The sequence below is a fragment of the Microcoleus sp. FACHB-831 genome, assembly GCF_014695585.1.
GTDB lineage: Bacteria > Cyanobacteriota > Cyanobacteriia > Cyanobacteriales > FACHB-T130 > FACHB-831.
This window is the reverse complement of the sequence record NZ_JACJON010000058.1, coordinates 1-24,785: the sequence shown is the minus strand read 5'-3', so window position 1 is coordinate 24,785 and position 24,785 is coordinate 1. Positions and strand designations below refer to the sequence as shown.

Genomic DNA, 24,785 nt, shown 5'->3' with positions numbered 1-24,785 from the left:
CGCAGTTAATTTACCAAAGGTATCTGTAATTATGACAGCAATTCAAGAGGCAATTGTTAATAAGCCTGCTTTTTGCGATGGAATTCAATATTTTGGTGAAGAAATGCCAGAATTTGAGAAATTTGGGAAATCGCCAGCAATAGAAGAGGGGAAAGATGCGATCGCATCCACCACAGATCCGGCTGCTGTCTTCCAAACTTTACTTTATGCCGACGCTTTGCGGTACCTTATCCTGCAAGTTACAGCCTCTAAAGCATCAGGACACCCTGGAGGTTTCGCTTCTCAAGCGGAAGCTTATGCCTCTTTGGTGATGCTGGGTCACAAGAATATCATCACCGAAGTTGGACATCACGCCCCTGGATTTTATAGTGCCATGTTTCTCGATCGGTCGCTAGAAGACATGGGGATAGAAACAGTACAACAATTGCGCGATCGCTTCCGAGAAAAACACGGACTCCTGGGACATCTTTCCGGCTACATTCCCGGCATTTTAGCCCCCGCAGGTCCCCTCGGACAAGGGCAACACTTCGCAATGGCAGCAGCTTTACTCCACCGCGACAAACTTTTCCCCTTTACTCTCGGTGACGGCGGTTTAGGCGAACCATACATTATGAGTGGGATGGGACACTTCCACACCGCTTATCCGGATGTCACCAACTTTTTACCCGTGTTGGTTTGGAACGGCTACAGCCAGGAACACCATAGCATGGTGTCCACCAAATCCAACGAACAGATGATTAACTACTGGCGCGGTAACGGGTTTGAAGAAGTTATCTTAGTCAACGCCAAAGACTATGACGATCAAAATCAGCCTGGAGATTACGTCGATAGTACCGCCTTCTCCTTCGAGAAGCGCTTAGAATTTACCAAAGCTGTTCTCGTCGGCGTGGATAAAGCTGCAAAATCTGCCCTTGGCGGCAAACTTACAGTATTTATCATCAAACAGCTAAAAGGTGCAGGTGTCCACGCACTAGGGGCAAAATCTCACAACCTCTATCCCAAAGATACCCTGGATGCTCCCCATATTATCAGTGCCTTGAAAACGCGCGCTTTGTCACCTGCTGCATGGGAATTAGTAAGGACAAATTGCGTCAACGCCGGCGGTGGCCCGGCGGCGAAAACAGCCGTGACAGAATTTGAATTACCGTTACCAGACTTAGGCGAACTTCCCTTAGAAGAATATCCCGTGGGTGGAGATGCTAAAGTTTCCACAACCGCAATGGGACGTTTAGTGGGAAAAGTTGGAGAAATAGACAAAAACTATCTTGTCACCAACGCCGACGGTAACGAAGCTTCTGGTATCGCCAACATTAACCAAGCGCTGAAAATTATCCACCCCACAGTTGACGACTTGTATAACCAAGCACCAGGCGGACAAGTTTACGAACCGCTAAGTGAAGATGCTTGTGCAGGCTTAGCTGCTGGTATAGCTTTGATGGGAGGACGTACCCTGTGGTGTTCCTACGAATCCTTCGCCATCAACGGTGTACCAATTTGGCAAACCGTGACGCAAGCGATCGCAGAATTGCGCCGTCCGACTCCCTCTACTATTACCTTATACACCGCCGGAGCATTAGAGCAAGGGCGCAACGGATGGACGCACCAACGTCCAGAAATTGAAGCTTATTTCGCCGCCATGATGCGGAATGGCAACGTTTTCCCCCTGTTTCCCCCCGACGCTAACAGCATCCAAGTTTGCTATGACTGGGCGCTAACAACTAAGAATAAGGGAGTTGTCATTACTGCTAGTAAGTCGCCACTACCAATTCGCACAACCTTTGAACAAACCCGTCAAGCTTTGCGCGATGGTGCCATTGTGCTGCATGAAATCCCCGGTGACAAGATGGTAGTCTTTGCCGTAATTGGCGACATGACGCTAATGCCTGTTTTTGAAGCCGCCGCCTTCCTAGAAACCGAACAAATTGGCGTGCGAATTGTCTCCGTTATCAATCCTCGCCGTTTGTACCGTCCCTCTGATGTGTTATGGGATACCTGTTCTCAAGCTGATGACGGTTTCTTAGATGATGCTGCATTTGCCAAGCTATTTGATGGCGATGCACTGGTTGGTGTCACAGGTGGCGCTTCCGGGATGCTGGAACCGATCATGCTGCGGAGTAGCTGCAAGCGCGACACTTTCGCCTGGAAGCGTGGAGAAACTACAGCCAGTGCTGGTGAGTTGATGGCATTTAATGGTTTAACCGCCCAAGCGTTGACAAAACGCGCTCAGGAATTGCTGCATTAAACTCTGTAGCTGAATGTGAGGTGATATCCCTGCCTAGTTTTCTATCAGCTAGGTAGGGGTCAACTTAAAACTAAAATATTTTGCAGCTATGCGGCCTGATTTAGAAGCTTTGGAAATTAGCCAGGGAGAACTCAAAAGGCTAACTGGCGTAGACTTCGATCTTGATGTATGTTGCTTACTTGGTAACTTACTTACAAGCGTTGCTGTATATATTCTTTTTGTTATTCTCGGCTACTTTATTGAGTTTCCCAAAATAATAGCAGTTGTAACAATTACAACTGCTATAGGTAGTATTACATGGGCAATTAAGTCTATTGATAACAAAGATAGAAAAAAGCTGATAAATTTGCTCAATGAAGTTAATAAATATAATGCAGCTATTAAATCTATAAATGTTAGTGATGACCTAGAAGAAGCAGGGAATATAAAATTCAAAATAGATAACCGGAGAAAACTAATAAATGCCTTGGGACTCACGAGAGCAGATGTAGTCCGAGCGCTGAAAACAGAAAAAGTTTTGCGGCTAAATAAGGATTTTATTGCTAGTAATTAAGACCTGTTTACCAATAACCTCCTATCGCTGACAGAATTGAAAATTAGCGCCCAATCAAGTCAGGAAGGGCGGTTACTTGATGAAGAATTACAGATTGCAGTAAACGTACAAGAGGAAATGCGAAAGTTACTAAATAGTCGTTAAAGTCATTGGAGCGATCGCATCCCTTCTATACCCCCTTAAATGCGTAAAGAGAAGGGTTGGGGAGAATGCGATCGCATTCTATTACAATTGAATTTAGATTTGCTGGTGCGCTGTGTTTTAATCCCCTCAAGACTGGAAGCGAGAAAAGAGTTTCTGTAGGGGATTCGCCTTCCGCATTGATGGAACCCTTGCAGAGGGGTCAGGGAATTGCCAGCTTACCTGCCTTGGCGATCCCCAGCAACTACAGAACAGTGGTGGTAAAATCTTTGGATATCATTAAAGCATTCCATACACCAAAAGATAGCAAAATGGGATGAAACAGTGTCTTGGATTACTCTGAGAACCAACTGCGCCCGCTGGGAAGCCGAATTAATGCAGCAAATGCTGCTCGGTCATCAAATCCCTAGTCGGATTATCGACCTCGGTGTGGCACCTTATTTTGGTGCTGGGTGTCCTACTGCCTTACAAGTGCGATCGCAAGATCAGTGGGAAGCCCTGCTAATATTAAGTCCAGTTGAGGAACAGCCTTAAGGCGCAAGAGAATTAATTTTTTAATAAGGATTTAACGGTCTTCATGTCTTTATTTGATTGGTTTGCAAATCGACGAAAATCAGAGCCAATTAGTCAACAACCACAAGAGCGAGAAATTGCGGATGGGCTGTGGACGAAGTGCGAGGCTTGTGGTGTACTGGCTTATACCAAAGACTTGCGCGCTAACCAAATGGTTTGCCTAGAGTGCAACCATCACAGCCGTGTATTCAGCGATGAGCGCATCCGCCAGCTAATTGATGCTAATACCTGGATGGCAATTGACGATCATCTGTCTCCCAGCGATCCGCTGAAGTTCCGCGATCGCAAACAATATAGCGATCGCATCCGCGAAATGCAAGAAAAAATCGGTCTGCTGGATGCCGTGCAAACAGGGATGGGGCAACTAGAAGGCTTGCCCATCGCCCTTGGTGTCATGGACTTTCGCTTTATGGGCGGTAGCATGGGTTCTGTAGTAGGGGAAAAACTCACCCGCCTAATTGAACGAGCGACTTGGGAAAGTAAGCCAGTAGTGATAGTCTGTGCTTCCGGCGGTGCCAGGATGCAAGAAGGAATGTTAAGTCTGATGCAGATGGCGAAAATCTCCGGCGCACTGGAGCGTCATCGAGAAGCCAGACTGCTCTATATCCCCGTTCTCACCCACCCCACCACAGGCGGCGTTACAGCTTCTTTTGCGATGTTGGGAGACATCATACTGGCAGAGCCAAAAGCAACCATCGGCTTTGCAGGGCGGCGAGTGATTGAGCAAACCCTGCGCGAAAAGCTACCAGATGATTTTCAGACATCGGAATATTTACTACAGCACGGCTTTGTAGACGCAATTGTGCCTCGCACTGGGTTAAAGAAAACTCTGGCGCAGCTAATTAGCCTGCACCAACCCATCTCCCCTGTACCGTCGATGATGCCAGTACCAGAAGCACTGAGAGTTGGTTTCTAGGTAAGCGAAGCGATTCTCAACAGAACCAGTTTTTCCTTTTGAGAGGAAAGCGATCGCGCCAGATGGGATGATATTGATATTAGATCGGCTCATCTAAGCACCATCATGGGGTTTGCAGACCTGTCAATTGCAGAAATCGCCGCAGACTACAGCTTCCCAGTAGAGGAGGTCTGTAATCTGTGCCAACAGTTGGGAATCGCCTATAAAACCCCCCAGACTCGTCTAGCTCTGGAGGATGCCAAGGCTATTATTTCTAAGATTCTGTCTCAAAAACGGGGATCGGGTGCTGACGAAGGGTAAAATTAATCCCGACCAACCACCCTAAGCCTCTACTGTCGATTTTCTTTTTGACAACGGACAAAGCTTCTAATCGCCCTTTTTGATGGGTCGGCACTTATGCACCCTTCTTAAGAGCGGTTTATAAGGTTGAGTCCTTAGCTTGTGTTGTGGAACAAAAACTCGCGCAAAACTTTTTAAGGAGAACCATGCTTAAGCGATACATAAGTCTGGCTATAACCACTGTATTTTGCACTTTTGTGCTACTTGTCGGTCGAGCGATGGCAGTAGAACTGAACCCAGACGTTCGCACCATACCCTTGAACGGTCAAGGGGAACAGGTGACATTGAGCCTGAAACAAGTTGCAGAAGGCAAACGTTTATTTAACTATGCCTGCGCTCAGTGCCATGCTGGAGGTGTCACGAAGACCGATTTTAACATCGGTCTGTCACCAGACGACCTAGCTGGTGCAACCCCACCACGTGACAATATTGCCGCTCTGGTGGATTATATGCACCATCCCACGACCTACGACGGAGAAACACCTATCTCTGAGCTGCACCCCAGCACAGAAAGCTCCGATATTTACACAGTGATGAGAAATCTCACGGAAGATGACCTGTATGCGATCGCTGGTCACATCCTCCTCCAGCCGAAAATTTTAGGCGAACAGTGGGGCGGCGGTAAAGCCGTGCGCTAAGAGAAAATTTGTTCAAGACACGATTTATCGCGTCTTGAGTTAAGAGTTAGGAGTTATGAGTTATAAATTTTAAATTAACTCTCAACTCCCAACTCTTCTCAACTCAAAAGCCTCTCAACTCCACGCCCCTATTATGCTGCGTCAATTACTCTCACTTCGCCGTCTATTTTTGATTTTGGGTATCTGCCTTTTGGTCTTCACGGTCAGCTTACCAGCGTTTGCCGCAGACACCTATATTCGGCAGTACCTGCGCGTTACTGAGCCAATCTCCTTAGACTTAGATGAGCAAGGTCAGACTCGCCAATTCTCCGCTGAAGATTTATCCGCAGGTAAGCGACTGTTTGAGCAGCACTGTCTAAATTGTCACGTCGGCGGCGCTACCTTACCCGATCCCACAGTGTCTCTGTCCCTAGCAGACTTGCATGGTGCCACTCCACCCCGCGACAATATCAACAGTTTAGTCGCCTTTCTGCGGGAACCAATGACCTATGACGGCAGCGAAGAAACCTTTTGGTGTCGTCAAGTGCCGGAAAGCTGGATGCCGCATCAGGATGTGGAAAATATAGCCGGATTTATACTCAGGGCAGCGCAGAAGGCACCGGGATGGGGTACAAATAATTTTTGACCCCCGCTTCCTTTAAGGATGCAGCCATCTATTGCAAAATTATGAAAAAAAATAGTATGACAGCTTGTCAAAGATAAAGGTAAAATATTGATAAAGAAATTAAATTGTCAATTTTGGGAGGAAACGATGAAATTGAAAATGACATTTTCACGAAGCATAGGTTTACTAATTTGCACAATTATGCTAGTAATCTCTAGCTTTGTGATGTCAGTTTCTCCTGCATCAGCAGACAGCTACACCGTGAAAATGGGTACTGACCAAGGGCTGCTGAAGTTTGATCCGGCTAATATCACGATTAAGCCCGGTGACACAGTTAAGTTTGTTAATAATAAACTTGCTCCCCACAATGCTGTTTTTGATGATAAGGGAGTGCCAACTGGAGATAAGGCACTAGCAACTAAACTGACTCACACTAAGTTACTCTACTCTCCTGGTGAGTCCTACGAGGCAACTTTCCCAGCAGACACACCACCAGGTACTTATACGTACTATTGCCAACCTCACCGTGGCGCTGGAATGGTTGGTAAAATCACAGTTGCCGGGTAAGATAGCCTTACCATCCATGTGACGCTCGTTATTCAGAATTGCCGCTGAGGTTTAAGCTTTCTTCTCCTCCTTGGTAACAAAAAAGCCTTGCAGAATCTTAGAATAGTTTTGCAAGGCTTTTTTGTATTGACTTGCTCCATAAAAAATAGGAGAACCAAGTTGAGGAAACTGTTATCGGTTGTACTGATGGTTACGCTTGTGTTGATTGCCTTGACTCGTCCAGTAGCAGCTGATACAGTAAGTGGTGCCAAAATCTTCAGCGCCAACTGTTCTGCTTGTCACATGGGCGGCGGCAACGTTATTATGGCTAATAAAACTTTGAAAAAAGATGCCCTAGATAAGTACAGTATGAACTCAATGGAGGCGATTGTAACCCAAGTAACAAATGGCAAAAATGCTATGCCAGCCTTCAAGGGGCGTCTAAACAAACAACAAATTGAGGACGTTGCCAGCTATGTTATGGAAAAGGCAGAAAAAGGCTGGTAATCTTTCCAGGCTTTCATCGTAACCCCATAACTAGACCCCTTTAGAATGTGCGAGGGGTCTTTTGTTTTCAGGAGTTCATCGGCGATCCATATCCCTAGAGATGGAGTTTAATCCTAGATATCTATCCAGAGGTCAAAAGACAGCAACAAAGAAATTAAGTTATGTTATTTCCAGTCTTTGGATAGTTAGGAAAAACGCTTGTGGTTCCTTTACGCGATGATAATCCCACACGCATCACTCCATATGTTACTTATGGACTGATTGCTGCGAATATTTTGGTTTTTTTATATGAGCTGACTTTAGAACCACAACAGCTGGAGGGATTTTTCCGCGTCGCCGCTGTCGTTCCCTGCCAACTCTCAAGCACCTGTCCCAATACAGTAGGATATCAGCAGATACCAGAGTGGCTGACGCTTGTAACGTCCCAGTTCCTGCACGGTGGTTTTTTACACTTGGCAGGAAATATGTTGTTTTTGTGGATTTTTGGTAACAACGTTGAGGACAAACTCGGTCACGTTAAATACTTAATTTTTTACATTACTTGCGGCGTTTTGGCATCTTTAAGTCAGTGGTTTTTTTCCGCTAACTCTGCTATTCCTTCCTTGGGGGCGAGTGGCGCGATCGCAGGCGTTCTAGGAGCCTACGTTCTCAGATTTCCTCAAGCAAAAGTTCTGACCTTAGTTCCCCTCGGCATTTTCTTAACCACTTTTCGCATCCCTGCTCTTTTCTTCCTAGGTTTTTGGTTTTTGCAGCAAGCTTTATATGGCGTTGCCAGCCTAAATGCACCAACTAACATCGGCATGGAAAGTGGTGGAATTGCTTACTGGGCGCACGCTGGGGGTTTTGTTTTTGGGGCAATCTTAGGACCACTGCTGGGATTGTTTTCCCCAGATCCAGAAACAAATTCTTACTAACGACGCTTACATTAAGGCAAAAGGCAACAAGAGTCTTTCTTGTTGCCTTTTACCTTTTATCTAGTTAGCGCTTTATAACCTGGGGTGGTACTTTTTCTCTCGCAGGGGTAGGAGACTCTAATTCTTCTTCTTGTTCGATCTCGGTTTCGTCCTCCTCCGGCATCACATCTGCAACCTCAATTGGCTTATCTACACCATTGATAATCGCTCCCAACAGCGGCAGTTCGTCTTCGCTCAACTGATCGATTGCCTCTGCTAGGATACTTTCCTGAGTAAATCCTGGTCTAGTCACCAGAACCATGCCATCTACATAAGGTTCTAGTATTAGGGCATCATTACAGCGGGTAAGAGGAGGAGAGTCGAGAATCACCATGTCAAAACGACCCCGCGCATCTTCGATCAGCCGTCTAAGTTCGCTAGATTCTAGAATAGCCGCAGGGTTACGCACCGGGCCTGGAGTAGGTATGATGTACAGATTCTCAATGTCTGGAACCAAACGGATGCACTCGCTTAGTTGCGCGTAGTAGCGGAGAGGTTCGGCGCTGGCGGCGGGATCGGGCGAGACCTTAAGAAACTTGGAGCTAGAAGGCGATCGCAAATCCGTTTCTATAATCAAGGTACGCTTGCCAGCACAAGCGGACGCGATTCCCAAATTATAAGCACTCACCGTTTTACCTTCAACAGCGATCGTGCTGGTCAACAACAGCACCTTGGCTGGTTTTTCACTCGCCCGCCGGAGATTACTGCGGAACCGCTCGTAATACTCGTGATAAACAGAATCTTGCTTGAGCAAAATTGGCGTTTCGCCCAGCTGCGGATCGAGGATAGTCACAAAAGGCAATTCGCCCAGCAGCGGCACATCCCGGTTTTTCAGGGCTGCACGCACTTCCTCGACCGTGTAGAACGTACCATCTAGCATAGCCAGCAGGAAAATCAAGCCCCCGCTGACCAACACACCCACCAAGGCTCCTATTAACATCGTCATCGGTAAGCCTTGGCTTCCCCCTTCGCCAGCAAGGACTGTTGGCGATCCGGCAATGCTGAGACTGGGGACAGTCTCAGCTTCTGCTGCCCTAGCATCTACTAAAGCCGCCTGCATCTTATCAAATAGACCTTGTTTCAGCGCCACCTGCTGTTGTAGCCGCGCTTGCTCCAGCTGCTTATTGGGAATTTTCACATACTCAGCACGCAGTTGCTGCTCTGTCTTGCGGCTAGCCAAAAGTTGCTGTGTGAGGGTTTCGCGCTGAGTTTGTAAATTTACCAAAGTGTTGGCCAGCTGTTGCCGTGCTGGGTCGAGGCTGCTGTCTTGGCGAATTCTGGCACTAGGTAGAGGTGCTACCACACCGTTTCCACCCATTACTTCAGCTGCTCTAGACGATAGCAGTTGCTCGTAGGCTTGTAGCTGTTGTCTGAGCTGAATTATTTGCGGGTGTTCTGATCGCAAATCCCCCTGGAGAATTTTTAGCTGCGTCTCAGTTTGATAAATTTGCGATCGCAAGTTGCCAATAATCGGATCGGCGCTCAGGGCAGAAGACGTGTAAGCTTGCTCTGGCGTTAACCCCAACTTGTTTTGGATGCTACGAATTTGGGTATCCACCCCCTCCAACGTCATTTGAATCTGACGTTGCTGCCCTTCAGATCCCGTAATCCCCCCTAATGTAGTGCCATCCTGAGCCGCCAAGATCGCTGGCCCTTCAATGCGGACATACCGCTCTAGTTTCTGTTCAGCTTCGCGGAGTTCCTGCTTAACCTTCGGCAACCGCGCCTCTATAGATTTAATAATTTCTAGTAACCGTGCGCTATTAATCGCACGGCTCTGCTCCACCATTTTCTGCCTCAGCGCTTCTACAGTTTCAGCTGCTCGCTTCTCGTCATTATCGACATAAACAACTTGAATTACGTTTGGCCCATCTTCCTTCGGTAGCTTCACCTCTACATTTTTAGCAATTTGCTTCGGATCGACCTTCACTCGCGCTGCTGCCCCTTTGACAACATTCTCAGCTAGCAGCATCTCCGCAGTCAGTTCCTTCCCCTGCTGCTGAATCGTTTGTGTCGTCGTCGAAAACGGTGCAATCGGCCCGTTATATGCTAGAACCCCTGTAGCCCTGTAAAGGGTGGGTGGTGGTGGCTGCATACCCACTACAGCCGAGGCAGCTACAATGATCGAAAAGCTAGTTAATCCAATCAATTTATGTTGATCGAGAGCAATCAAATAACGTTTGACAATGGGAGGAGTCATAATCGTTTTAGAAGAAGCTATTTAGGAAATAGGGATTAAGAAATAGAATCTATGACGTAGAAATTAAGAATCAACCTCAATAATTTTTAGTACCTTTACCTTTATTAGTTAAGCATTTTCCCTTCCTCTTTCTTAATAAAGTTGCAATTTTTCACCTAATTTCCTGAGTCCGAATTGTTCCCCCCCGGACCAAACAGGATAGTGGTTTCTTCTCCAAATTGCCTTAGAAACAAGAAAAATTGCAATATATCTCGGAAGGGTGCAGTATAGGTAGTTAAAGCATAGGAAATTTTACCTAAAAGGCTGCGACCTACGACGATAACATCGTTATTCTGGAGGGGGACATTTTGAGAAACATCTCCCATTAAAGCTGCTTTCCCGTCTATTTTCTGGGTGACAGCTTTGCCGCGTTCCTGATCGAAGCGAATCAAGGCGATTTCTCGCAAATTCGCATTGTCTGGATTTGGGACGAGTGCGCTTAAAGCATCAACAAAGTTACTACCATTAGCCAAGGTAATATTCCCAATTCCCCTACCAGCGTAGCTCAAAACTCGGATGTTGATCTGCTGCTGGGATATTGTGGAGCGAGAAACCAGCGTGCGGTCATAGGTTTGCTCGGTGCCGACTTCTATTCTCGGTACAATCACCGCATCGCCATCCTGTAGGCGCAAATTCGGTAAAGCCTGTCCGTTAGCCAGTGGTGTAAACAAATCAACCCTTTGCTCAATAATCGAGCCATCAAAGAGCGATCGCCGCACCAAAACCGAACGCAAATCTGCTTGATTAGTGCTTCCCCCGGCAGTCAGCAACGCCGCCGTCAGTACAGAACCTGGGCCTAGTGTGTAGTAACCAGGTTTCACCACCTCGCCGCTAATTGTGACTTGGGTTGGACGTGCAGAAGCTAAAGTTAAAGTTACATCAGGATCAATATAAAAACGGTTGAAGCCCAAGCGAATTTTTTCTTGTGCTTCTTCCAAGGTAAGACCTTGTACTGACACCCTTCCCACTTGCGGCACTACAATATCGCCTTGTTGATTAACTTGGGCTTGAAAATTCAATTCCGGACGAGGCGTAGAGAGTGAGAGGGTCACAGCCGGATCAACCACAAAGCGGTTTAAGCCCAAGCGAATTTTTTCTTGGGCTTGTTGCACAGTTAAACCTTTGAGCGATACTCTTCCCAGTAGCGGCACTATTATGTTGCCGTCTAGATCAATAGCGGTTTGAACATTCAAATCTGGAAAACGCTGAACTAAAAGGCTAACTACATCTCCTGTTCCCAAGCGGTAGGCACCTAGAGGGCGCTGAACTACAACGTTAATTACATCTCCAATCCCTAACTGGTAGCGGCTAAACTGCGGCGACGGAGTTCCCTCTAAGAGCGGTTGCTGGGTAGGATAGCCTACAGGTGGCGGCGGACTCGTGGGATCAACGGGAGCAGGAGGCACTACCACAGGAACCTGCGGCAGCTGCGCCTGAGCGTTAGGGTGTGCAGTCACAGGTGTTGCCGATGCCTGTCGAGTCCATAGGAAGACACCACCCAACAGCGTGTAAGCACTCGTTTGGAGACTGAGTAGGGAGAGGGCTGTAAAGCGGCGCAACGGAATTTTAGTCATTAATCAGTAGCCAGTAGTTAATTGCTAATGGCTAATTGCTAATTGTCAATTGCCATTAGCGATTAGCTGGATGTAAAACGTCTGCCATTAAGGCAGCTTGAACCGTTTGACCGAGTGATTCAGCTAGAGGCTTAGCGGTTTCTAAGTCAGCCAAAGGTTCCATCGGAATCAGGATGCTAACAGCAGTCCAAGGCAAGCGGTGGCGTTGCAACTGAGCCATTTGATCCGCCCAGAACCAAGTACTGGGTGCAGGGTTGCCCCCTCCAGGCCAAGCGTACCACTGTAGAACAGCGAAGGTTTGCTGCTGAGTCCAACCGCGAAAGAAACGGGCTTCCACTTTGGCATCTGCTGACGACGTAGAAGTGGATTTTACAGTAAACGGCAACTGGCGGTATGAGTCTGTATCCCAGCTAAACTGAAACCGACGATTAGAATTCTTATCTGTTTGCGAAAGCTTCCTATACTGAAACTCCCTTCCCATAAAGCCGTTAACATCCATCCACTCTACCTCTGGCTGATCCTTTTGACTGACTTGAGGTAAAAGCAGTAAAGTTACCTGACTCTTTTCATCCCGCTGGAGTTCCTGAATAGACCATTTATGGCCGCCAATGGTTTCGACCTGCTGTTGTTTAGTTTGCCATCCGGGAAGCGCTAGCCCATTCTGTCGTAAGCTTTTGAGTTGTTTGAAGTTGGTAACTTGTGGAGGATTTACCCAAGCCCAATTTCCGCTCAAGTAACTGGGAACTGCTCCAATTGCAATCAGCACGATGAGAAAACACAGCAAGACGACTTGGGAAACTGGAAGGTGCAATAACTTGGGCAGTCTCATGCTTCATCCTTGAGAGGTTCATCTGGGATAAATTTTTCGATGGCATTTAGTAGAAGCACGATTAAACCCAGCATACAGGCAGAATAAACGTCACCGCCCCACCCTTCGTGCAGCCACTCAAAAGCATGGTCTTGACCTGTGCCATGAAAGAAAGTCAGCAGGGTATTGCGGACGATATTACCACTGACGCTGATGGCGATCGCACCAACTAACAACAACATTGTCGTCCGGCGAGAAATCCATGCACCAGTCCAGTACAGCAACAACATAGCTACATAAAGACTGGTGAACAACATCTTCAGACCAGCACAAAAAGGCGCAACTTCCACAATTCGTCCACCGACAAACAAGTAAATTTGCTCGACGGTGACATTCATGCCAAATTGATTCAGAATAAAGCCAGCTGTCCCAGCAATAAATTGCTGTAAGGGCAAGGTATAGGGAGCAAGCAGGTAGGGAATTTGGGTTGGTGTTGCTAGAAAGATGAACAACAGTGGGAAACTTTGAAGTTTCAAGCCTGGTAATCCTTTCAGCCACAGGCAAAGCCCGGTTAATACAGCAGGAAAAGATAAATTTACCAGGTCAGGTATCCTACTGAGATACAATGCTCCTCCCAATCCCAGCAATGCGGCACCGAAGAGATTATTTTTGTCTGGCAATTGTTGCCACTGCTGTCGTTGCGTCCAGATAATATAGGCGGCGAAAGGTAAACCGATTAGACCGTGGCTGTAATATTCATGTTCAATGCTGATGTTTTTGTGCAGCCAGCCATCGTACCAGTACCAGATTAGGGGAGCGTACAATATCACCAGTAGACCGATGATGGCTGTCTCTACTAAGTAGCGTTCGATGGCAATGGGATTTTTTCGTTCAATGTGCATGATTTTACTTTGTTAGTTATTTTCTTTTTTTTTAACGCAAAAAATGCAAAGTTATTCTCTGCCTACCTTTGCATTTTTTGCGTTAAAATTCATGATTTTTTCTAAACACAGAGGCTGTGCAAGGCATCAACGACTTGATGGATTTGGGTGTCGCTGATGCCGGGATACATGGGTAAGGATAAAATTTCTTGGGCTAGGGTTTCTGCTTGGGGGAAGTCTCCCATGCGATAACCCAAATTCTCAAAGGCTGGTTGAAGATGGCAGGGTATGGGGTAGTGGATTCCAGTTTGAATGCCAATGGCTGCTAGTTTGTCTTGGATGGTTTGCCTGTCGAGGGGGCAGGGTTCGGTAATCCGGACGACGTAAAGGTGATAAATGTGACCTTTGCCGCTTTGGTTCTGCATGGGGAAAATTCCCATGCTACGCAGTGCTTCAAGTAAGGTGTCGTATTTGGCAGCAGCTTGGTTGCGTGAGGAGTTCCAGTCGGCAAGATGGGGGAGTTTGATGTTGAGTACGGCTGCTTGTAGGGTATCGAGTCGGCTATTGGTTCCAGGTTCGGTGTGATAATATTTGCGGGGGGAACCGTAGTTGCGGAGACTTCGCATTTTCTGCGCCACTGCTTCATCGTTAGTAATAACCATGCCTCCATCCCCCAATGCGCCTAAGTTTTTACTGGGGTAGAAGCTAAAGGCTGCTGCTTTGCCAACGGAACCACCGCGATAACCTTCTCTTTCAGCTAGGTGTGCTTGGGCTGCGTCTTCAAATATGATCAGGTTATGGGCATCGGCAAAGTCTCGCAATTGGCGCGGCGATACCATTTGTCCGTAGAGATGTACGGGAATTATTGCCTTGGTTTGGGGAGTAATGGCTTTTTCTGCGGCTTTGAGGTCAATTAAGGCGGTTTGGGGGTCGCAATCAACTAAAATCGGTTTGGCACCAGCGCGGATAACGCCAATCAAGGTGGCGATGAAGGTGTTGGTAGGTAAGATTACTTCGTCACCAGTACCAATGCCACAGGCTTCTAATCCGAGAGCGATCGCATCTGTTCCCGAAGCTACCCCAATACCATAAGATACTCCGCTGTCTGACGCAAACGCCGCCTCAAACTCAGCTACAGCCTTACCTAGTATAAAATCTCCCCGCTGGATTACACCCCGCACCGCCTCTTCCATCTGAGTTTGAATTGGCTGGTGTTGAAGGTGAAGATCCACAAAGGGAATTGTTGTCGTAATGTTCATGGCGTTGGGTAATTAATGTTAGGGGTAGTTCTAGAAACAATTTTCCTGAAGATCCCTGATAATCTGCCACACTAATGCGTTTGGCTGTATCTACAGTGCTTGTTGAGCGAAAGGCTTACTTTTTTAGAGTAAGTTTTTTACTGTTTGCCCAGCTAAATACCAGTTTAAGCGATACTCTTACTTCATAAATGAAGATAAAGTAAAGCTTTTTACATTGACAAGATTAACCAAATCAGCATTGAATTATCTCAACTAATTTTAATCAATATTTATTTTTGAGGTATTTAAAGATATTTTCCAAATATAAAAAGGGCTAATTAGACTATTAGTAAGAAGCTCCATCTGACAAGCTGCTATAAGATCGTCTTTTATTGCCATTTTGTATTTTATTGAATGGAATAATATTTTACGGATATCGTTAAGCATATAGGCAAAAAAAGCTAGAGGTCTTTGCCAAGGTTTAACGCTCAACATCCGAGTTCGGTGGCGGCTCAAACCAATGCCGCGGCATAGTTTGATGAGATATTCTTTCTCTAAACGCCAGTGAGGTATGCGATGGTAAAGACACATTTGGGGGTTATACCAAATTTCCCATCCAGCTTGTTGAATATGTAATAGCGCTTCCAAATCTTCTCCGGCAAGCATACTATTTCCAATTCGCCCATGAAGAATAAACTGCTGGGGAACATTTTCCAGCCAAGCTTGGCGACGTACAACTAATCCAGCCCCAGGCGGCAATAACTTTTTGTGTGGTTCGTATAGCAGAGCATTTGCACCTCTGTCAGTTACTGCCAGTAGTGGCGCAATTCTCTCAAAGTTTTCTGGGGGTGTAATTTCAAATTCGCCATAAATGCGGCTGCCATAACCGCCAACTTTCGGGCGATCGCGCCCAAAATTGTAGGCTGCCCAAACCCATGTCGGTGTCGGTAAGTTATCGTCATCCAAAAACCCAACAAATGTGCCTTTGGCTTCTTGGACTGCACGTTGGCGGGCAAAAGCTAATCCTTGGCGGGGTTCAAAACAATACTTCAAAGGATAAACTTTAGACCAGTTGGCTTGGTAGTCTTGAACAACTTTTGCTGTATTGTCAGTGCTGTTATTGTCAATAACCAGAATTTCCCAGACAAAGTTCTCGGTGTGAGTTTGCGATCGCAATCTGTCCAGAACTTCCGGTAAGCGGGTTTCCCCGTTATAGGTCGGGATGGCGACTGTAAAATCAACTAACATCCTCTTTCAGAAAATCTCATATAAGGGGTCTTCCTTCAGAGGTATGACATCCCTCTGCTGGGTGATGCTCCTCCATGTCTCTAAGTATGCCTGAAAATAATGGTTAAAGTAGCAACCCAATGAGTAAAAATCTAGCAGTGCAAATTGCCAACATTGTAGACAATTGCTGCCCCCCGCCCAGGAAACCGCAGTAACTTAAAACAAATCTTAAATATCTTTAGACAGCACTTGTCATTTTCAAAGATCAATCGCGATCGCCATCGGTCGCAAATCGACCCTCAAAATGTGGCTGGGCGGTTGAAGGAAATTGATGCCACGATTAAACTGAGTCTTGTTACTCACCTAGAGGCGTTGGGTAAGCTTAGGGTGTGCTGCGGGCGCGACACGTTTAACCGAGTATAACTGGACTGATGGCGGCGGAAATTCCAGATTGCGATCGCCAGAACTGCACAAGCGATCGCAGTACGATTCATCACAATCCCTCTATGGCAACTTATGGCGAGATAATCGCACCATTAAACTCAGTAAAGCGGGCAGCATCAGCTAATCATCTGGGTGAGAGTGTCTGTTTAAAACCCTAAAACTAAACCATGAGCATTCAGGTGGAAACGACTGTAAATAGTATTCTCTCCGTTTTGCAGCTTCCGATGCAGCAGGTAGAAGAAATTGTTGCCCTTGCACATAAAATTCTAGAAAATAATTTGCTTCCTCAGCAATTTAACCTACAGCCTAAGCGAATTGTTGGCTTAATCTTTGAACAGCCTAGTCATCGAACTAAAAATTCCTTTTCTTCAGCAGCTATGTGGCTGGGTGCCAACATTCTTGATTTATCCGACAGCTACAGAGATAGCCGCTTAAGGGGTGAATCTCTCAGTGATTTTTGCCATACAGCTGAATGTTATGTCGATTGTTTAGTGGTTCGTTCTTCCAACTCGGAATTAATTACCCAAATCAACGAACTGGTAAAAATTCCGGTCATCAATGCTGGAAATGGTCATAACGAACATCCAACTCAGGCTATAGCAGATTTTTCCGTAATCCAGAAGAATTGTCCTGACCTCAAAAATTTAAAAATATCTTTGATTGGTTGCTTACAAACAAGCCGTTGTGCTAATTCACTTGCTTTATTGTTAGCACCATTGCAACCTAGAATTTTGATGATTTGTCCCAGTGAGTTAGCACTGAAGCAAGAATATCAATCCATTGCCCAAAATCGCGGTGCTACATTTCAGCACAGCCTTAGCCTGTCAGATGCACTAAATGATGACGTACTATATTTTACTGGAGGTACATTCTTAGAGGATTTCGCCGATATTTCAGAATATGAACGCTATCATCAATGGTTTACCTTTCCCTTGGCATTTCTCAAGGATTTGTCACCCCAAGCAACGATCCTTCACCCTTTACCTCGTGGGTTTGAGTTGTCAAGTGATGTAGATAATGACAGGCGAGTAGGCATATTCGATCAGGTACGCCACGGGCTTGCGGTTCGCAAAGCGATTCTTGCTAATTTGCTGGGCGCGATGCTATAAAAGAATCGCATTGAAGAGAATTGAATTGCGTGATTTGGATGGCTCTCCAGCGCGCCGAAAGCACTTCACAAAACTTTATTCAAATTCAACTCAAATCCTGGCAACACATCCTCGCCAGATACAGTTGTGGGATGCAACACTTCTACATCTTGCCCTGGACGGTAAATTTCCACTTGCTTAGTTTTCGGGTCAATCAGCCATCCTAAGCGAACGCCGTTGTCAATATATTCCTGCATCTTTTCTTGCAGATTTTTGAGGGAATCCTGAGGGGGTGACACGCGCCCCCTCAGAAAGTTTGCACAATTTCAGATGACAGTCTCGCCAGGGAGATGCGATCGCATTTTCACTTCATTGATTAAGCCAAAGTGCGATCGCACTTTGAATTTTTGAACCGCTCTTTAGATGAAAAGGATAAGGAAGAAAGAAAAAAGAGGCGCGATCACGCCTCTTCACATATTTCAATCCCTGATAGGGATTTGTGCTTACCTAGACATTTATCCGGTAATCTGTTCACCCTTCTATTAGAGATACAGTTTACATAGAAGGGCTTAAGAGAGCCAATAGCGATTATAGGAAGCATATTTCAATCCCTGATAGGGATTTGTGCTTACCTAGACAGTTCTAGGCTAATCTGTTTGCTCTCTATGCAAAATTATAGTGTATGACAGCGCCCAATAGATACGTTATGCTACCTATTATATAAGATTCAGTAAGGATGCTAAAATTATCTACAAACCAATTACTAATACCAATTCTCTATGAAGTTGCACTTAATAAAGCCGAAACAATGTAATCCCAACCACAGATAGAAGCAACCGCTTCCGATGAGAGAGAATCAAGCACCAGCTTTAACTTGTGGCGCAATTCATCTAAATTCGTACAATGTTCCCAAGACAATTCGTACTTAATGTGTTCCCACAGACGTTCGATTGGGTTCAGCTCCGGACTTGAGGGCGGCTGAAAAATGGGAATAACATTATCGGGCCATTTTAAATCCAAACACTTGTGAAAACTGCCGTTATCCAGTTGAATCAAATTTAAACTGTCTGGATGGAGTTGGGAAAAAAGGTTTAAGAAATCTTGAAAGCAGGTACCATCTAGGTGGGAAAATTCCCAGAAAAAGCTATCGCCGCTTGCTGGTTCTACTACACCATAAAGATAAAAGTTATTTCTCTGCCAACTCACAATCCCTTCAGGTTTAACTCCTTTGAGGGTAATTTTACGTCCAGTAAGCGTTTTGAGCCCTAAGCGAGTCTCATCCTGGCACCAGTAGCGAACTGATTTGGCGCTTGCTAAATAGCGAAGAAAGACGCGAATTATGTCTGGCAGTTTTTTTTAAAGGCGGCTTGCACTTCTACGTTAGCTTTGGCGCTACGCGGACGCGCTACTTTCAATTTCGCCTGAAGCTTGTAGCGCACAATCTTATGTACCGTCTTATAAGCCAGTACGGTTTGACATTCTTGAGCCAGCCATTGCTGAATCTGTCCATAGCTATTGAATCCTTGAGGTTGAGATAAACGTTCTTTCAGTTGGTTTGTGACTTCAGCTGAGATTAAACTTGGCTTTCCTGGCGGCGTTTTGACTTCTAGCAACCCATTGATGCCGCCTTGCTGATATCGTTGTAACCACCGATATACTGTGGATTCATTTCGTCCTAGTCGCAACGACAATTCCTGCCGGGTTCTAATCGCTTGAGTTTTCAGCCAATAGAGCATCTGTAGTCTTTCTTTGGTGGTCGCGCTTCGTGCATGAGCTAATCGATGTCGTAGTTCTTCGATACTCTCATGTACTTCTACTCGAAATTGATTCCCCATACTTTTGCCACCCTGGCTCTACTTCTACTAAGTTAGTGCATCTTCATGGAGAATTGGTATAAGGTGTGTGTACAAATAACAAGCGTCACCTGAACTGGCATTCAGATGATGCTAATTAGTAAGCCCGAATCTTGAAACGGCGGCCCTGGCAGGCATCAATCCGTTTGAGAATCCAATTTTTTCTTTTTCTGTCTTGAAATCCACATGGTGTATTAAACCAAGGAGGAATTCTCATGCCTAAAAATTATACTCCAAAAACGCAAAGTAAAGGACTCAGAGAGGAACTTCCGATATTACTCTCTGTTCAGGAAGACTTTCTGAGTGGTCTGCTTGACCAAATTGAAGCGCTGAATAAGAGGCTGACCACCTTAGAATATTTACACGCTGAACAGGAAAATCGCAAAGATAAGAGTCGTGGATGGGAGTACGAGCCTGATTACTATGATGATGACTGTTGTTCAAAAGTAGACTCGTTAGAACGTGAATATTCAGAAGAGAGACGAGGAAGCTGATAAGAGGCGCGATCGCATCTGCAACTTATCCTTGAGGATGAGTAGAGTGCGATCGCGTTTTTAATGACCTAGCAGTTTATCTCGCAGATGCTTGATGCGATCGCGATATTTCGCCGCTTCCTCAAACTGCAAATTTTTCGCCGCGTCCTTCATTTGTGCTTCCAGTTGAGTAATCAACTGGGGAATATTCTCTAAAGGCAAATCGTCCACCTGTTCGTAAGCTTCTTCCAACTGTTGAGAATTCAGCCGCCGCGAGACATCTAGGTAAGCCAGAATGGAGTTATTGACTTTTTTGATAATCGGTTGGGGTGTAATATTGTGCATTCGATTGTACGCACTCTGAATTCCCCGCCGCCGATCAGTTTCGTCAATGGCTTTCATCATGCTATCGGTGAAATTATCAGCATAGAGAATAGCTTGACCCCGGACGTGACGCGCCGCACGACCAATAGTTTGAATAAGCGATCGCTCTGCGCGTAAGAAACCCTCTTTATCAGCATCCAAAATCGCTACCAGAGAGACTTCTGGCAAATCCAAACCCTCTCGCAGCAAGTTAACCCCAATCAGCACATCAAACTTACCCTCTCGCAAATCCTGCAAGATTTCGATCCGCTCAATTGAGTTAATCTCCGAGTGCAAATATCTTACCCGAATCCCCCGATCTTGCAGATACTCCGTCAAATCTTCCGCCATGCGCTTAGTTAAAGTGGTGACTAGCACCCGTTCGCGCTTGTCAATCCGATCTTTAATCTCACCCAGCAAATCGTCAATTTGTCCTTCCGTTGGACGCACAAAAATTTCTGGATCGAGTACGCCAGTCGGACGGATCACCTGTTGTACTACCCGATCCTCTGACTGTTCGATCTCCCAGTTACCGGGAGTCGCAGAAACAAAAATACACTGATTCACCTTCTCCCAAAACTCCTCCGACTTCAGAGGACGGTTATCAGCAGCGCTGGGGAGGCGAAAACCATGCTCAATCAGCACCTTTTTTCGCGCTTGGTCGCCATTGTACATCCCCCGGATTTGCGGGACGCTAACGTGAGATTCATCCACCACCAACAGCCAGTCTTTGGGAAAATAATCAATCAAAGACTCTGGCGGTTCTCCCGCACGCCGACCTGCTAAATGTCGGGAGTAGTTCTCAACGCCGTTGCAATATCCTACTTCCCGCAACATTTCCAAATCGTAGCGAGTGCGCTGATCTAGTCGTTGCGCCTCTAGTAATTTCCCGGCTTTTTCTAATTCTTCCAGCCGATCTTTGAGTTCCTGTTCAATATCGTTGCAAGCGGCTTCGAGTCTGTCTTCTGGGGTAACAAAGTGACGCGCTGGGTATACATTCAAAGCATCCATGCTCTGAAGAATTTCGCCTGTCACCGGGTCAACGTAGCGAATCGCATCAATCTCATCCCCGAAAAATTCTACCCGGATAATTCGGTCTTCGTAAGCGGGGCCAATTTCCAAGACATCACCCCGAACGCGGAAACGTCCTCGTCCGATTTCCATGTCGTTGCGACTGTATTGCACTGAGGCTAAGTCTCGCAACAACTCGCGTTGATTGACTTCCATTCCCATTTTTAGGGGAATTGCGGCTTTCAGGTATTCTGAGGGAATCCCCAAACCGTAAATACAGCTGATGGAAGCAACGACGATAACATCTCGGCGTTCAAAAAGCGATCGCGTCGCCGAATGTCGCAGCATATCAATCTCGTCGTTGATGGCTGCACTTTTCTCTATATATGTGTCGGTGACGGGAATATATGCTTCTGGCTGATAGTAGTCGTAGTAACTGACGAAATACTCCACCGCGTTATGGGGAAAGAATTCCCGCAACTCATTACACAGTTGTGCAGCTAAGGTTTTGTTGTGCGCCAGCACTAGCGTCGGCTTGGCTACTTTGTCAATAACCGCTGCTACTGAGAATGTCTTTCCGGTTCCCGTCGCTCCCAGTAGGGTTTGGAAGCGATCGCCTCTTTGTACGCCTTGAGTCAGTTGCGCGATCGCTTGCGGCTGATCGCCTGTCGGTTTAAAGGGAGCTTCCAGACAAAATTGCGCCATACAGTGTTAAAAAAATCACTTTTTGTGCAAAGGGAGTCTTAGCGATCGCTAGACACCACTCTCTTATGGTAGCTATTTGCTCAGTCGATGCCGGGAAGTAGGGACTGGGGATTGGGAAAAAGTCTTACCTCCTCACCAATTCCTCATCCTCAGTCCTTTTTTAATAATTTTTAACCATTTATATTTTCTATATACAACCATCAAAATATCTATAGTTTTCTATGTTTTTTTAAATTACACTCAGATTAACCGGATCAACCCAAACTTCGGAATTTTTCTACATTATTGGCGCAGTCACTTAACAATTGAGAGGCGTGGAATCATGAGCATTACCAGCACTGCTAAAGTGAAAAATCCTACCCAACCTAAGATTGCCAATCCTAAACTTAACGGAGAAACCACAGTTCAAGTCGATAATGTTAAAATTCAGGAAAGCCAAAATCTGAATAGAGACAATAAGACGAAAGTCATTCCGTTACCCGCGCCAGCCGAATCCTCAGATTCCAATCACCTAACAATTTCAGGGAACTTTCAGATTTCGGACACAATTAATCTGGCGGGTATTCGTCCAATTGCTTCTAGCGATTTCCGAGTTCTTGAAACAGTCAATCTGGCGGGAGTTCGTCCAATTGCGTCAAGTAACCTGCAAGTTTCTGAAACCATCTCCTTGATGGGACGTCCAATTACCTCCAGTAAACTAAAAGTTTCTGAAACCATTTTAATGTCTGGTCTTCGTCCAATCGCTTCAAACTATAGCGAGGATGACATTCTTATTGGTTATCTGGATTAAACCAGAAAGTAATAGTTACCTCTTGAGAAACCCGGTTTGCTAAAGAAACCGGGTTTTTAATATTTACAATTGAATCATTATGCGGACGCTGCTGTGTGAGGAGTGAGCCGACATCTATCTTGGGAAATATCAATTAATCAGTCTTTAAGCATATATAAAGAGTAAGAAATATTGATCCCCACCTAGTATGCCTGACGACAGAAGGCTATGTAAAAAATTTCAGATACATTTAATACATAAGCAAAAAGATAGCGGTGAAAAACTCAACGCATTTTCAAAATAAAAGCTGTAAAAAAATAGGGAGAAGGAAAATGAGTGTAGAAGATAGAGCAAATGCAACTGGCAAAAATATTGAAGGAAAAGCCCAAGAAGCACTAGGCAATCTTACAGGCGATCCGGAAGATAAAGCCGAAGGTAAAGCTAAGCAAGCTGAGGCTGAAGTTCGCCACACTGGGGAAGACCTCAAGGATAAAGCTAAAGATCTGATCGATCGGGCGTAAGTCTTACTGATGCAGGGTTTAGGTAGCTGCAAGATTATCTAAGCCCTGTAACAGGATTACCGCCAACAAAACAACCGATAATTCTTTTAAAACCGCTATTTTTTTGAGGACAAGCCTATGAATTTATTTCAAAAAAGCCGAAAATTTTTGGCTGCATTAGCATTGGTATTGGTTCTTACCATTACCACCTCTTGTGCTAGTGCAACTCAGGCTAAACAACCTACTCTACCATCTGCTGCTAATAGCCAACCCAGCTATCAACTGTTAGAACGCGGTAGCACAGTAGCAGGCCAAGATTTCGGAAATTGGGTAGTGCAGACTGCTAAAGGATTGGTTAATGATGCTTACGTGCGGGATAACAACAAATTAGGGGTTGTAATTTCGCCGCAAGTGCGTCCAAATGAAGTTAAAGATTTATCCAAATCTTTAGTTCAAGGATTCCACAAGAATTTCCCAAACCAGGATTTAACTGTTTTGATGTATGCACCTGATAAGAAACTGATTTTGACTGCGAAGTATGACGTTCAGTCAAAGCAGATTCAGTATCAAGGCGCATAGTCCAACAGGACATCAAAAACCATCCTTATAGACGCTCTAAACCGCGTCTCAACTCAAAATTTAATAAGTTTTTTCGTGATTGAACCAGGAGATAACAAAAATGAGCAGCAGCGAACAATATAAGCATCAAATAATGAACGATTTAGCTGGGGGTAACAGCGAATCTCTGGAAGATGCTCCTAGCGATCCGACAAAGGATTACCAAAGTTTTGATGATTTTGCTCAACGTTCCTCCAGAGATGAGCGTCGTCAATTGTTCGGACGTTCCCTGCATCCAAACAGCATTCCGCCAGCGCAGATGGAACCGGAATTGCAAAAAGCGATCGCGCAAATTAAACCAAACGAACGCGATGATGTAGCCAAGGAATTCTTCAAGCATTTGAAGCAAAGGGGATTAAGCGATCGCCAACTTGAGCAACAGTTGGGACTTTCTACCCATAACCCTAAGCACATGAGTGCTGATGATGTCAGCAAACTGGCTTCCTTTACCTATCACAGCCACCCGGATATCTTCCAAGAAGTGTTAGCAGATCAGCCTGCGGTTGTCAAGTTTTTGAGCAATCCAATGGTTGCAGCCGTCTTTGGTATTGTGGCTGCTAAGTGGCTAAGCAATCACAAGCACTAAAGCGATCTAAAACTGAATTAAACGTTGGTTGTTGAAACTTAGGCGATCCGGAAGCGATCGCCTTTTTTTGCATGGTTTCTACCTGCACTGTTTTTTCTTGTAGGTAGATATAAGCCACGTTGTATCTAGGATCGTAAGTAAGTTTCATAAAATATTGTCCTTAAAAGAATTGCAGGGTAAGAGCATCTTAATCAGGCTTGACACAAGGAATCAGAAGAATCTAAGGTAGGGTCAAGAAAACAAGAACTGAGAACTTGAATCATATAATCATCATCCATAGCGGCTCGTTTACTCTTTTGCCTGAGACTACGTTTGTAAGTCTGTTCTCGGTTAAGGGCATTGAGAGCAATGCGCCGTAGAAGAGCAAAATTCTGAGGACTGTGGAAAGAACGAATA

The 24,785-nt window shown here is 45.5% G+C and carries 29 protein-coding genes and 1 pseudogene; 19 read left to right on the top strand and 11 right to left on the bottom strand.

What is annotated here, in order from left to right; translation table 11 throughout:
- Positions 1–31 precede the first annotated feature (31 nt).
- The 11 genes from H6F77_RS15630 (at position 32) to H6F77_RS15580 (ending at position 7,973) form a co-directional block, all read left to right on the top strand.
- Positions 32–2,242: a phosphoketolase family protein gene (locus H6F77_RS15630; RefSeq protein WP_190427957.1), complete on the top strand. Its 2,211-nt coding sequence runs from the start codon at positions 32–34 to the stop codon at positions 2,240–2,242.
- A gap of 88 nt (positions 2,243–2,330) precedes the next feature.
- Entirely contained in the window at positions 2,331–2,795 is a 465-nt protein-coding gene (locus tag H6F77_RS15625; protein WP_190427959.1) for a hypothetical protein, read from the top strand.
- Between the two features lie 209 nt (positions 2,796–3,004).
- The gene (locus H6F77_RS15620; protein WP_190427961.1) at positions 3,005–3,256 is read left to right on the top strand and encodes a hypothetical protein; all 252 of its coding nucleotides are present in this window, start codon (positions 3,005–3,007) and stop codon (positions 3,254–3,256) included.
- Positions 3,257–3,260: 4 nt separating this feature from the next.
- A complete protein-coding gene (locus tag H6F77_RS15615; protein ID WP_190427963.1) occupies positions 3,261–3,470 on the top strand; it encodes a hypothetical protein in 210 nt (69 codons plus the stop codon).
- A gap of 43 nt (positions 3,471–3,513) precedes the next feature.
- A complete protein-coding gene (gene accD, locus H6F77_RS15610; RefSeq protein WP_190427966.1) occupies positions 3,514–4,425 on the top strand; it encodes an acetyl-CoA carboxylase, carboxyltransferase subunit beta in 912 nt (303 codons plus the stop codon).
- A gap of 105 nt (positions 4,426–4,530) precedes the next feature.
- Positions 4,531–4,725 (top strand): translation initiation factor IF-2, encoded by a 195-nt coding sequence (locus tag H6F77_RS15605; protein WP_190427969.1) that lies wholly within the window; start codon positions 4,531–4,533, stop codon positions 4,723–4,725.
- A gap of 185 nt (positions 4,726–4,910) precedes the next feature.
- Complete coding sequence (psbV, locus tag H6F77_RS15600; RefSeq protein WP_190427971.1) at positions 4,911–5,402, top strand: photosystem II cytochrome c-550; 492 nt, start codon at positions 4,911–4,913, stop codon at positions 5,400–5,402.
- Between the two features lie 133 nt (positions 5,403–5,535).
- Positions 5,536–6,027 (top strand): photosystem II cytochrome PsbV2, encoded by a 492-nt coding sequence (psbV2, locus tag H6F77_RS15595; protein WP_190427973.1) that lies wholly within the window; start codon positions 5,536–5,538, stop codon positions 6,025–6,027.
- A gap of 126 nt (positions 6,028–6,153) precedes the next feature.
- The gene (gene petE / locus H6F77_RS15590) at positions 6,154–6,573 is read left to right on the top strand and encodes a plastocyanin (protein ID WP_190427975.1); all 420 of its coding nucleotides are present in this window, start codon (positions 6,154–6,156) and stop codon (positions 6,571–6,573) included.
- A 159-nt stretch (positions 6,574–6,732) separates the two neighbouring features.
- Complete coding sequence (gene petJ, locus H6F77_RS15585) at positions 6,733–7,059, top strand: cytochrome c6 PetJ (protein ID WP_190427977.1); 327 nt, start codon at positions 6,733–6,735, stop codon at positions 7,057–7,059.
- Between the two features lie 200 nt (positions 7,060–7,259).
- Complete coding sequence (locus tag H6F77_RS15580) at positions 7,260–7,973, top strand: rhomboid family intramembrane serine protease (RefSeq protein WP_190427979.1); 714 nt, start codon at positions 7,260–7,262, stop codon at positions 7,971–7,973.
- A 64-nt stretch (positions 7,974–8,037) separates the two neighbouring features.
- Here the strand turns inward: H6F77_RS15580 and H6F77_RS15575 are convergent, their stop codons facing one another.
- The 6 genes from H6F77_RS15575 to hpsE form a co-directional block, all read right to left on the bottom strand.
- Positions 8,038–10,212, bottom strand: a complete 2,175-nt coding sequence (locus tag H6F77_RS15575) for a GumC family protein (RefSeq protein WP_190427980.1) — start codon at positions 10,210–10,212, stop codon at positions 8,038–8,040.
- 155 nt (positions 10,213–10,367) lie between these two features.
- Positions 10,368–11,825 (bottom strand): polysaccharide biosynthesis/export family protein, encoded by a 1,458-nt coding sequence (locus H6F77_RS15570; RefSeq protein ID WP_190427984.1) that lies wholly within the window; start codon positions 11,823–11,825, stop codon positions 10,368–10,370.
- A gap of 55 nt (positions 11,826–11,880) precedes the next feature.
- Positions 11,881–12,654 (bottom strand): cyanoexosortase B system-associated protein, encoded by a 774-nt coding sequence (locus H6F77_RS15565; protein ID WP_190427985.1) that lies wholly within the window; start codon positions 12,652–12,654, stop codon positions 11,881–11,883.
- Positions 12,651–13,535, bottom strand: a complete 885-nt coding sequence (gene crtB / locus H6F77_RS15560) for a cyanoexosortase B (RefSeq protein WP_190427988.1) — start codon at positions 13,533–13,535, stop codon at positions 12,651–12,653. Before crtB ends, H6F77_RS15565 begins: the two co-directional genes overlap by 4 nt.
- A gap of 101 nt (positions 13,536–13,636) precedes the next feature.
- Positions 13,637–14,773 (bottom strand): DegT/DnrJ/EryC1/StrS family aminotransferase, encoded by a 1,137-nt coding sequence (locus tag H6F77_RS15555; RefSeq protein WP_190427990.1) that lies wholly within the window; start codon positions 14,771–14,773, stop codon positions 13,637–13,639.
- A 258-nt stretch (positions 14,774–15,031) separates the two neighbouring features.
- Positions 15,032–16,000: a hormogonium polysaccharide biosynthesis glycosyltransferase HpsE gene (hpsE, locus tag H6F77_RS15550; protein WP_190427992.1), complete on the bottom strand. Its 969-nt coding sequence runs from the start codon at positions 15,998–16,000 to the stop codon at positions 15,032–15,034.
- A gap of 228 nt (positions 16,001–16,228) precedes the next feature.
- On the opposite strand from hpsE, the gene H6F77_RS15545 reads away from it, so the two are divergent.
- Genes H6F77_RS15545 through H6F77_RS15535 form a run of 3 tightly spaced genes read left to right on the top strand, consistent with a single transcriptional unit; the run spans position 16,229 to position 17,532 of the window.
- Complete coding sequence (locus H6F77_RS15545) at positions 16,229–16,402, top strand: hypothetical protein (RefSeq protein ID WP_190427995.1); 174 nt, start codon at positions 16,229–16,231, stop codon at positions 16,400–16,402.
- Between the two features lie 8 nt (positions 16,403–16,410).
- Entirely contained in the window at positions 16,411–16,581 is a 171-nt protein-coding gene (locus H6F77_RS15540) for a hypothetical protein (protein ID WP_190427997.1), read from the top strand.
- Positions 16,582–16,590: 9 nt separating this feature from the next.
- Positions 16,591–17,532 carry an aspartate carbamoyltransferase gene (locus tag H6F77_RS15535; RefSeq protein WP_190427999.1) on the top strand — a complete coding sequence of 314 codons (942 nt, stop codon included), beginning with the start codon at positions 16,591–16,593 and terminating at the stop codon, positions 17,530–17,532.
- A gap of 65 nt (positions 17,533–17,597) precedes the next feature.
- On the opposite strand, the pseudogene H6F77_RS15530 reads toward H6F77_RS15535, so the two are convergent.
- Positions 17,598–17,801, bottom strand: a pseudogene (locus H6F77_RS15530) (Uma2 family endonuclease); the annotation flags it as partial.
- Positions 17,802–18,288: 487 nt separating this feature from the next.
- Positions 18,289–19,346 (bottom strand): IS630 family transposase gene (locus H6F77_RS28880; RefSeq protein WP_375335944.1). Its coding sequence is split into 2 segments (ribosomal slippage): positions 18,289–18,867 and positions 18,870–19,346, totalling 1,056 coding nucleotides; the frame shifts between segments, so codons are not numbered across the junction.
- A gap of 233 nt (positions 19,347–19,579) precedes the next feature.
- Here H6F77_RS28880 and H6F77_RS15520 point away from each other — a divergent pair.
- Positions 19,580–19,858, top strand: coding sequence for a hypothetical protein (locus tag H6F77_RS15520; protein ID WP_190428001.1), 279 nt, complete (start codon positions 19,580–19,582; stop codon positions 19,856–19,858).
- Between the two features lie 60 nt (positions 19,859–19,918).
- On the opposite strand, the gene uvrB is transcribed toward H6F77_RS15520, so the two are convergent.
- The gene (uvrB, locus tag H6F77_RS15515; protein ID WP_190428003.1) at positions 19,919–21,916 is read right to left on the bottom strand and encodes an excinuclease ABC subunit UvrB; all 1,998 of its coding nucleotides are present in this window, start codon (positions 21,914–21,916) and stop codon (positions 19,919–19,921) included.
- 322 nt (positions 21,917–22,238) lie between these two features.
- On the opposite strand from uvrB, the gene H6F77_RS15510 reads away from it, so the two are divergent.
- The 4 genes from H6F77_RS15510 (at position 22,239) to H6F77_RS15495 (ending at position 24,389) form a co-directional block, all read left to right on the top strand.
- Positions 22,239–22,706, top strand: a complete 468-nt coding sequence (locus H6F77_RS15510; protein ID WP_199313369.1) for a hypothetical protein — start codon at positions 22,239–22,241, stop codon at positions 22,704–22,706.
- Positions 22,707–23,017: 311 nt separating this feature from the next.
- Positions 23,018–23,206: a CsbD family protein gene (locus tag H6F77_RS15505; protein WP_190428005.1), complete on the top strand. Its 189-nt coding sequence runs from the start codon at positions 23,018–23,020 to the stop codon at positions 23,204–23,206.
- A 117-nt stretch (positions 23,207–23,323) separates the two neighbouring features.
- Positions 23,324–23,764, top strand: a complete 441-nt coding sequence (locus H6F77_RS15500; RefSeq protein ID WP_190428007.1) for a hypothetical protein — start codon at positions 23,324–23,326, stop codon at positions 23,762–23,764.
- Between the two features lie 100 nt (positions 23,765–23,864).
- A complete protein-coding gene (locus H6F77_RS15495; RefSeq protein WP_190428009.1) occupies positions 23,865–24,389 on the top strand; it encodes a hypothetical protein in 525 nt (174 codons plus the stop codon).
- On the opposite strand, the gene H6F77_RS27925 is transcribed toward H6F77_RS15495, so the two are convergent.
- The gene (locus tag H6F77_RS27925) at positions 24,361–24,537 is read right to left on the bottom strand and encodes a hypothetical protein (protein ID WP_199313370.1); all 177 of its coding nucleotides are present in this window, start codon (positions 24,535–24,537) and stop codon (positions 24,361–24,363) included. The genes H6F77_RS15495 and H6F77_RS27925 overlap by 29 nt on opposite strands.
- A 43-nt stretch (positions 24,538–24,580) precedes the next feature.
- Positions 24,581–24,785, bottom strand: a 205-nt coding sequence (locus tag H6F77_RS27585) for a transposase (protein ID WP_375335943.1), incomplete at its 5' end; no start/stop codon positions are given.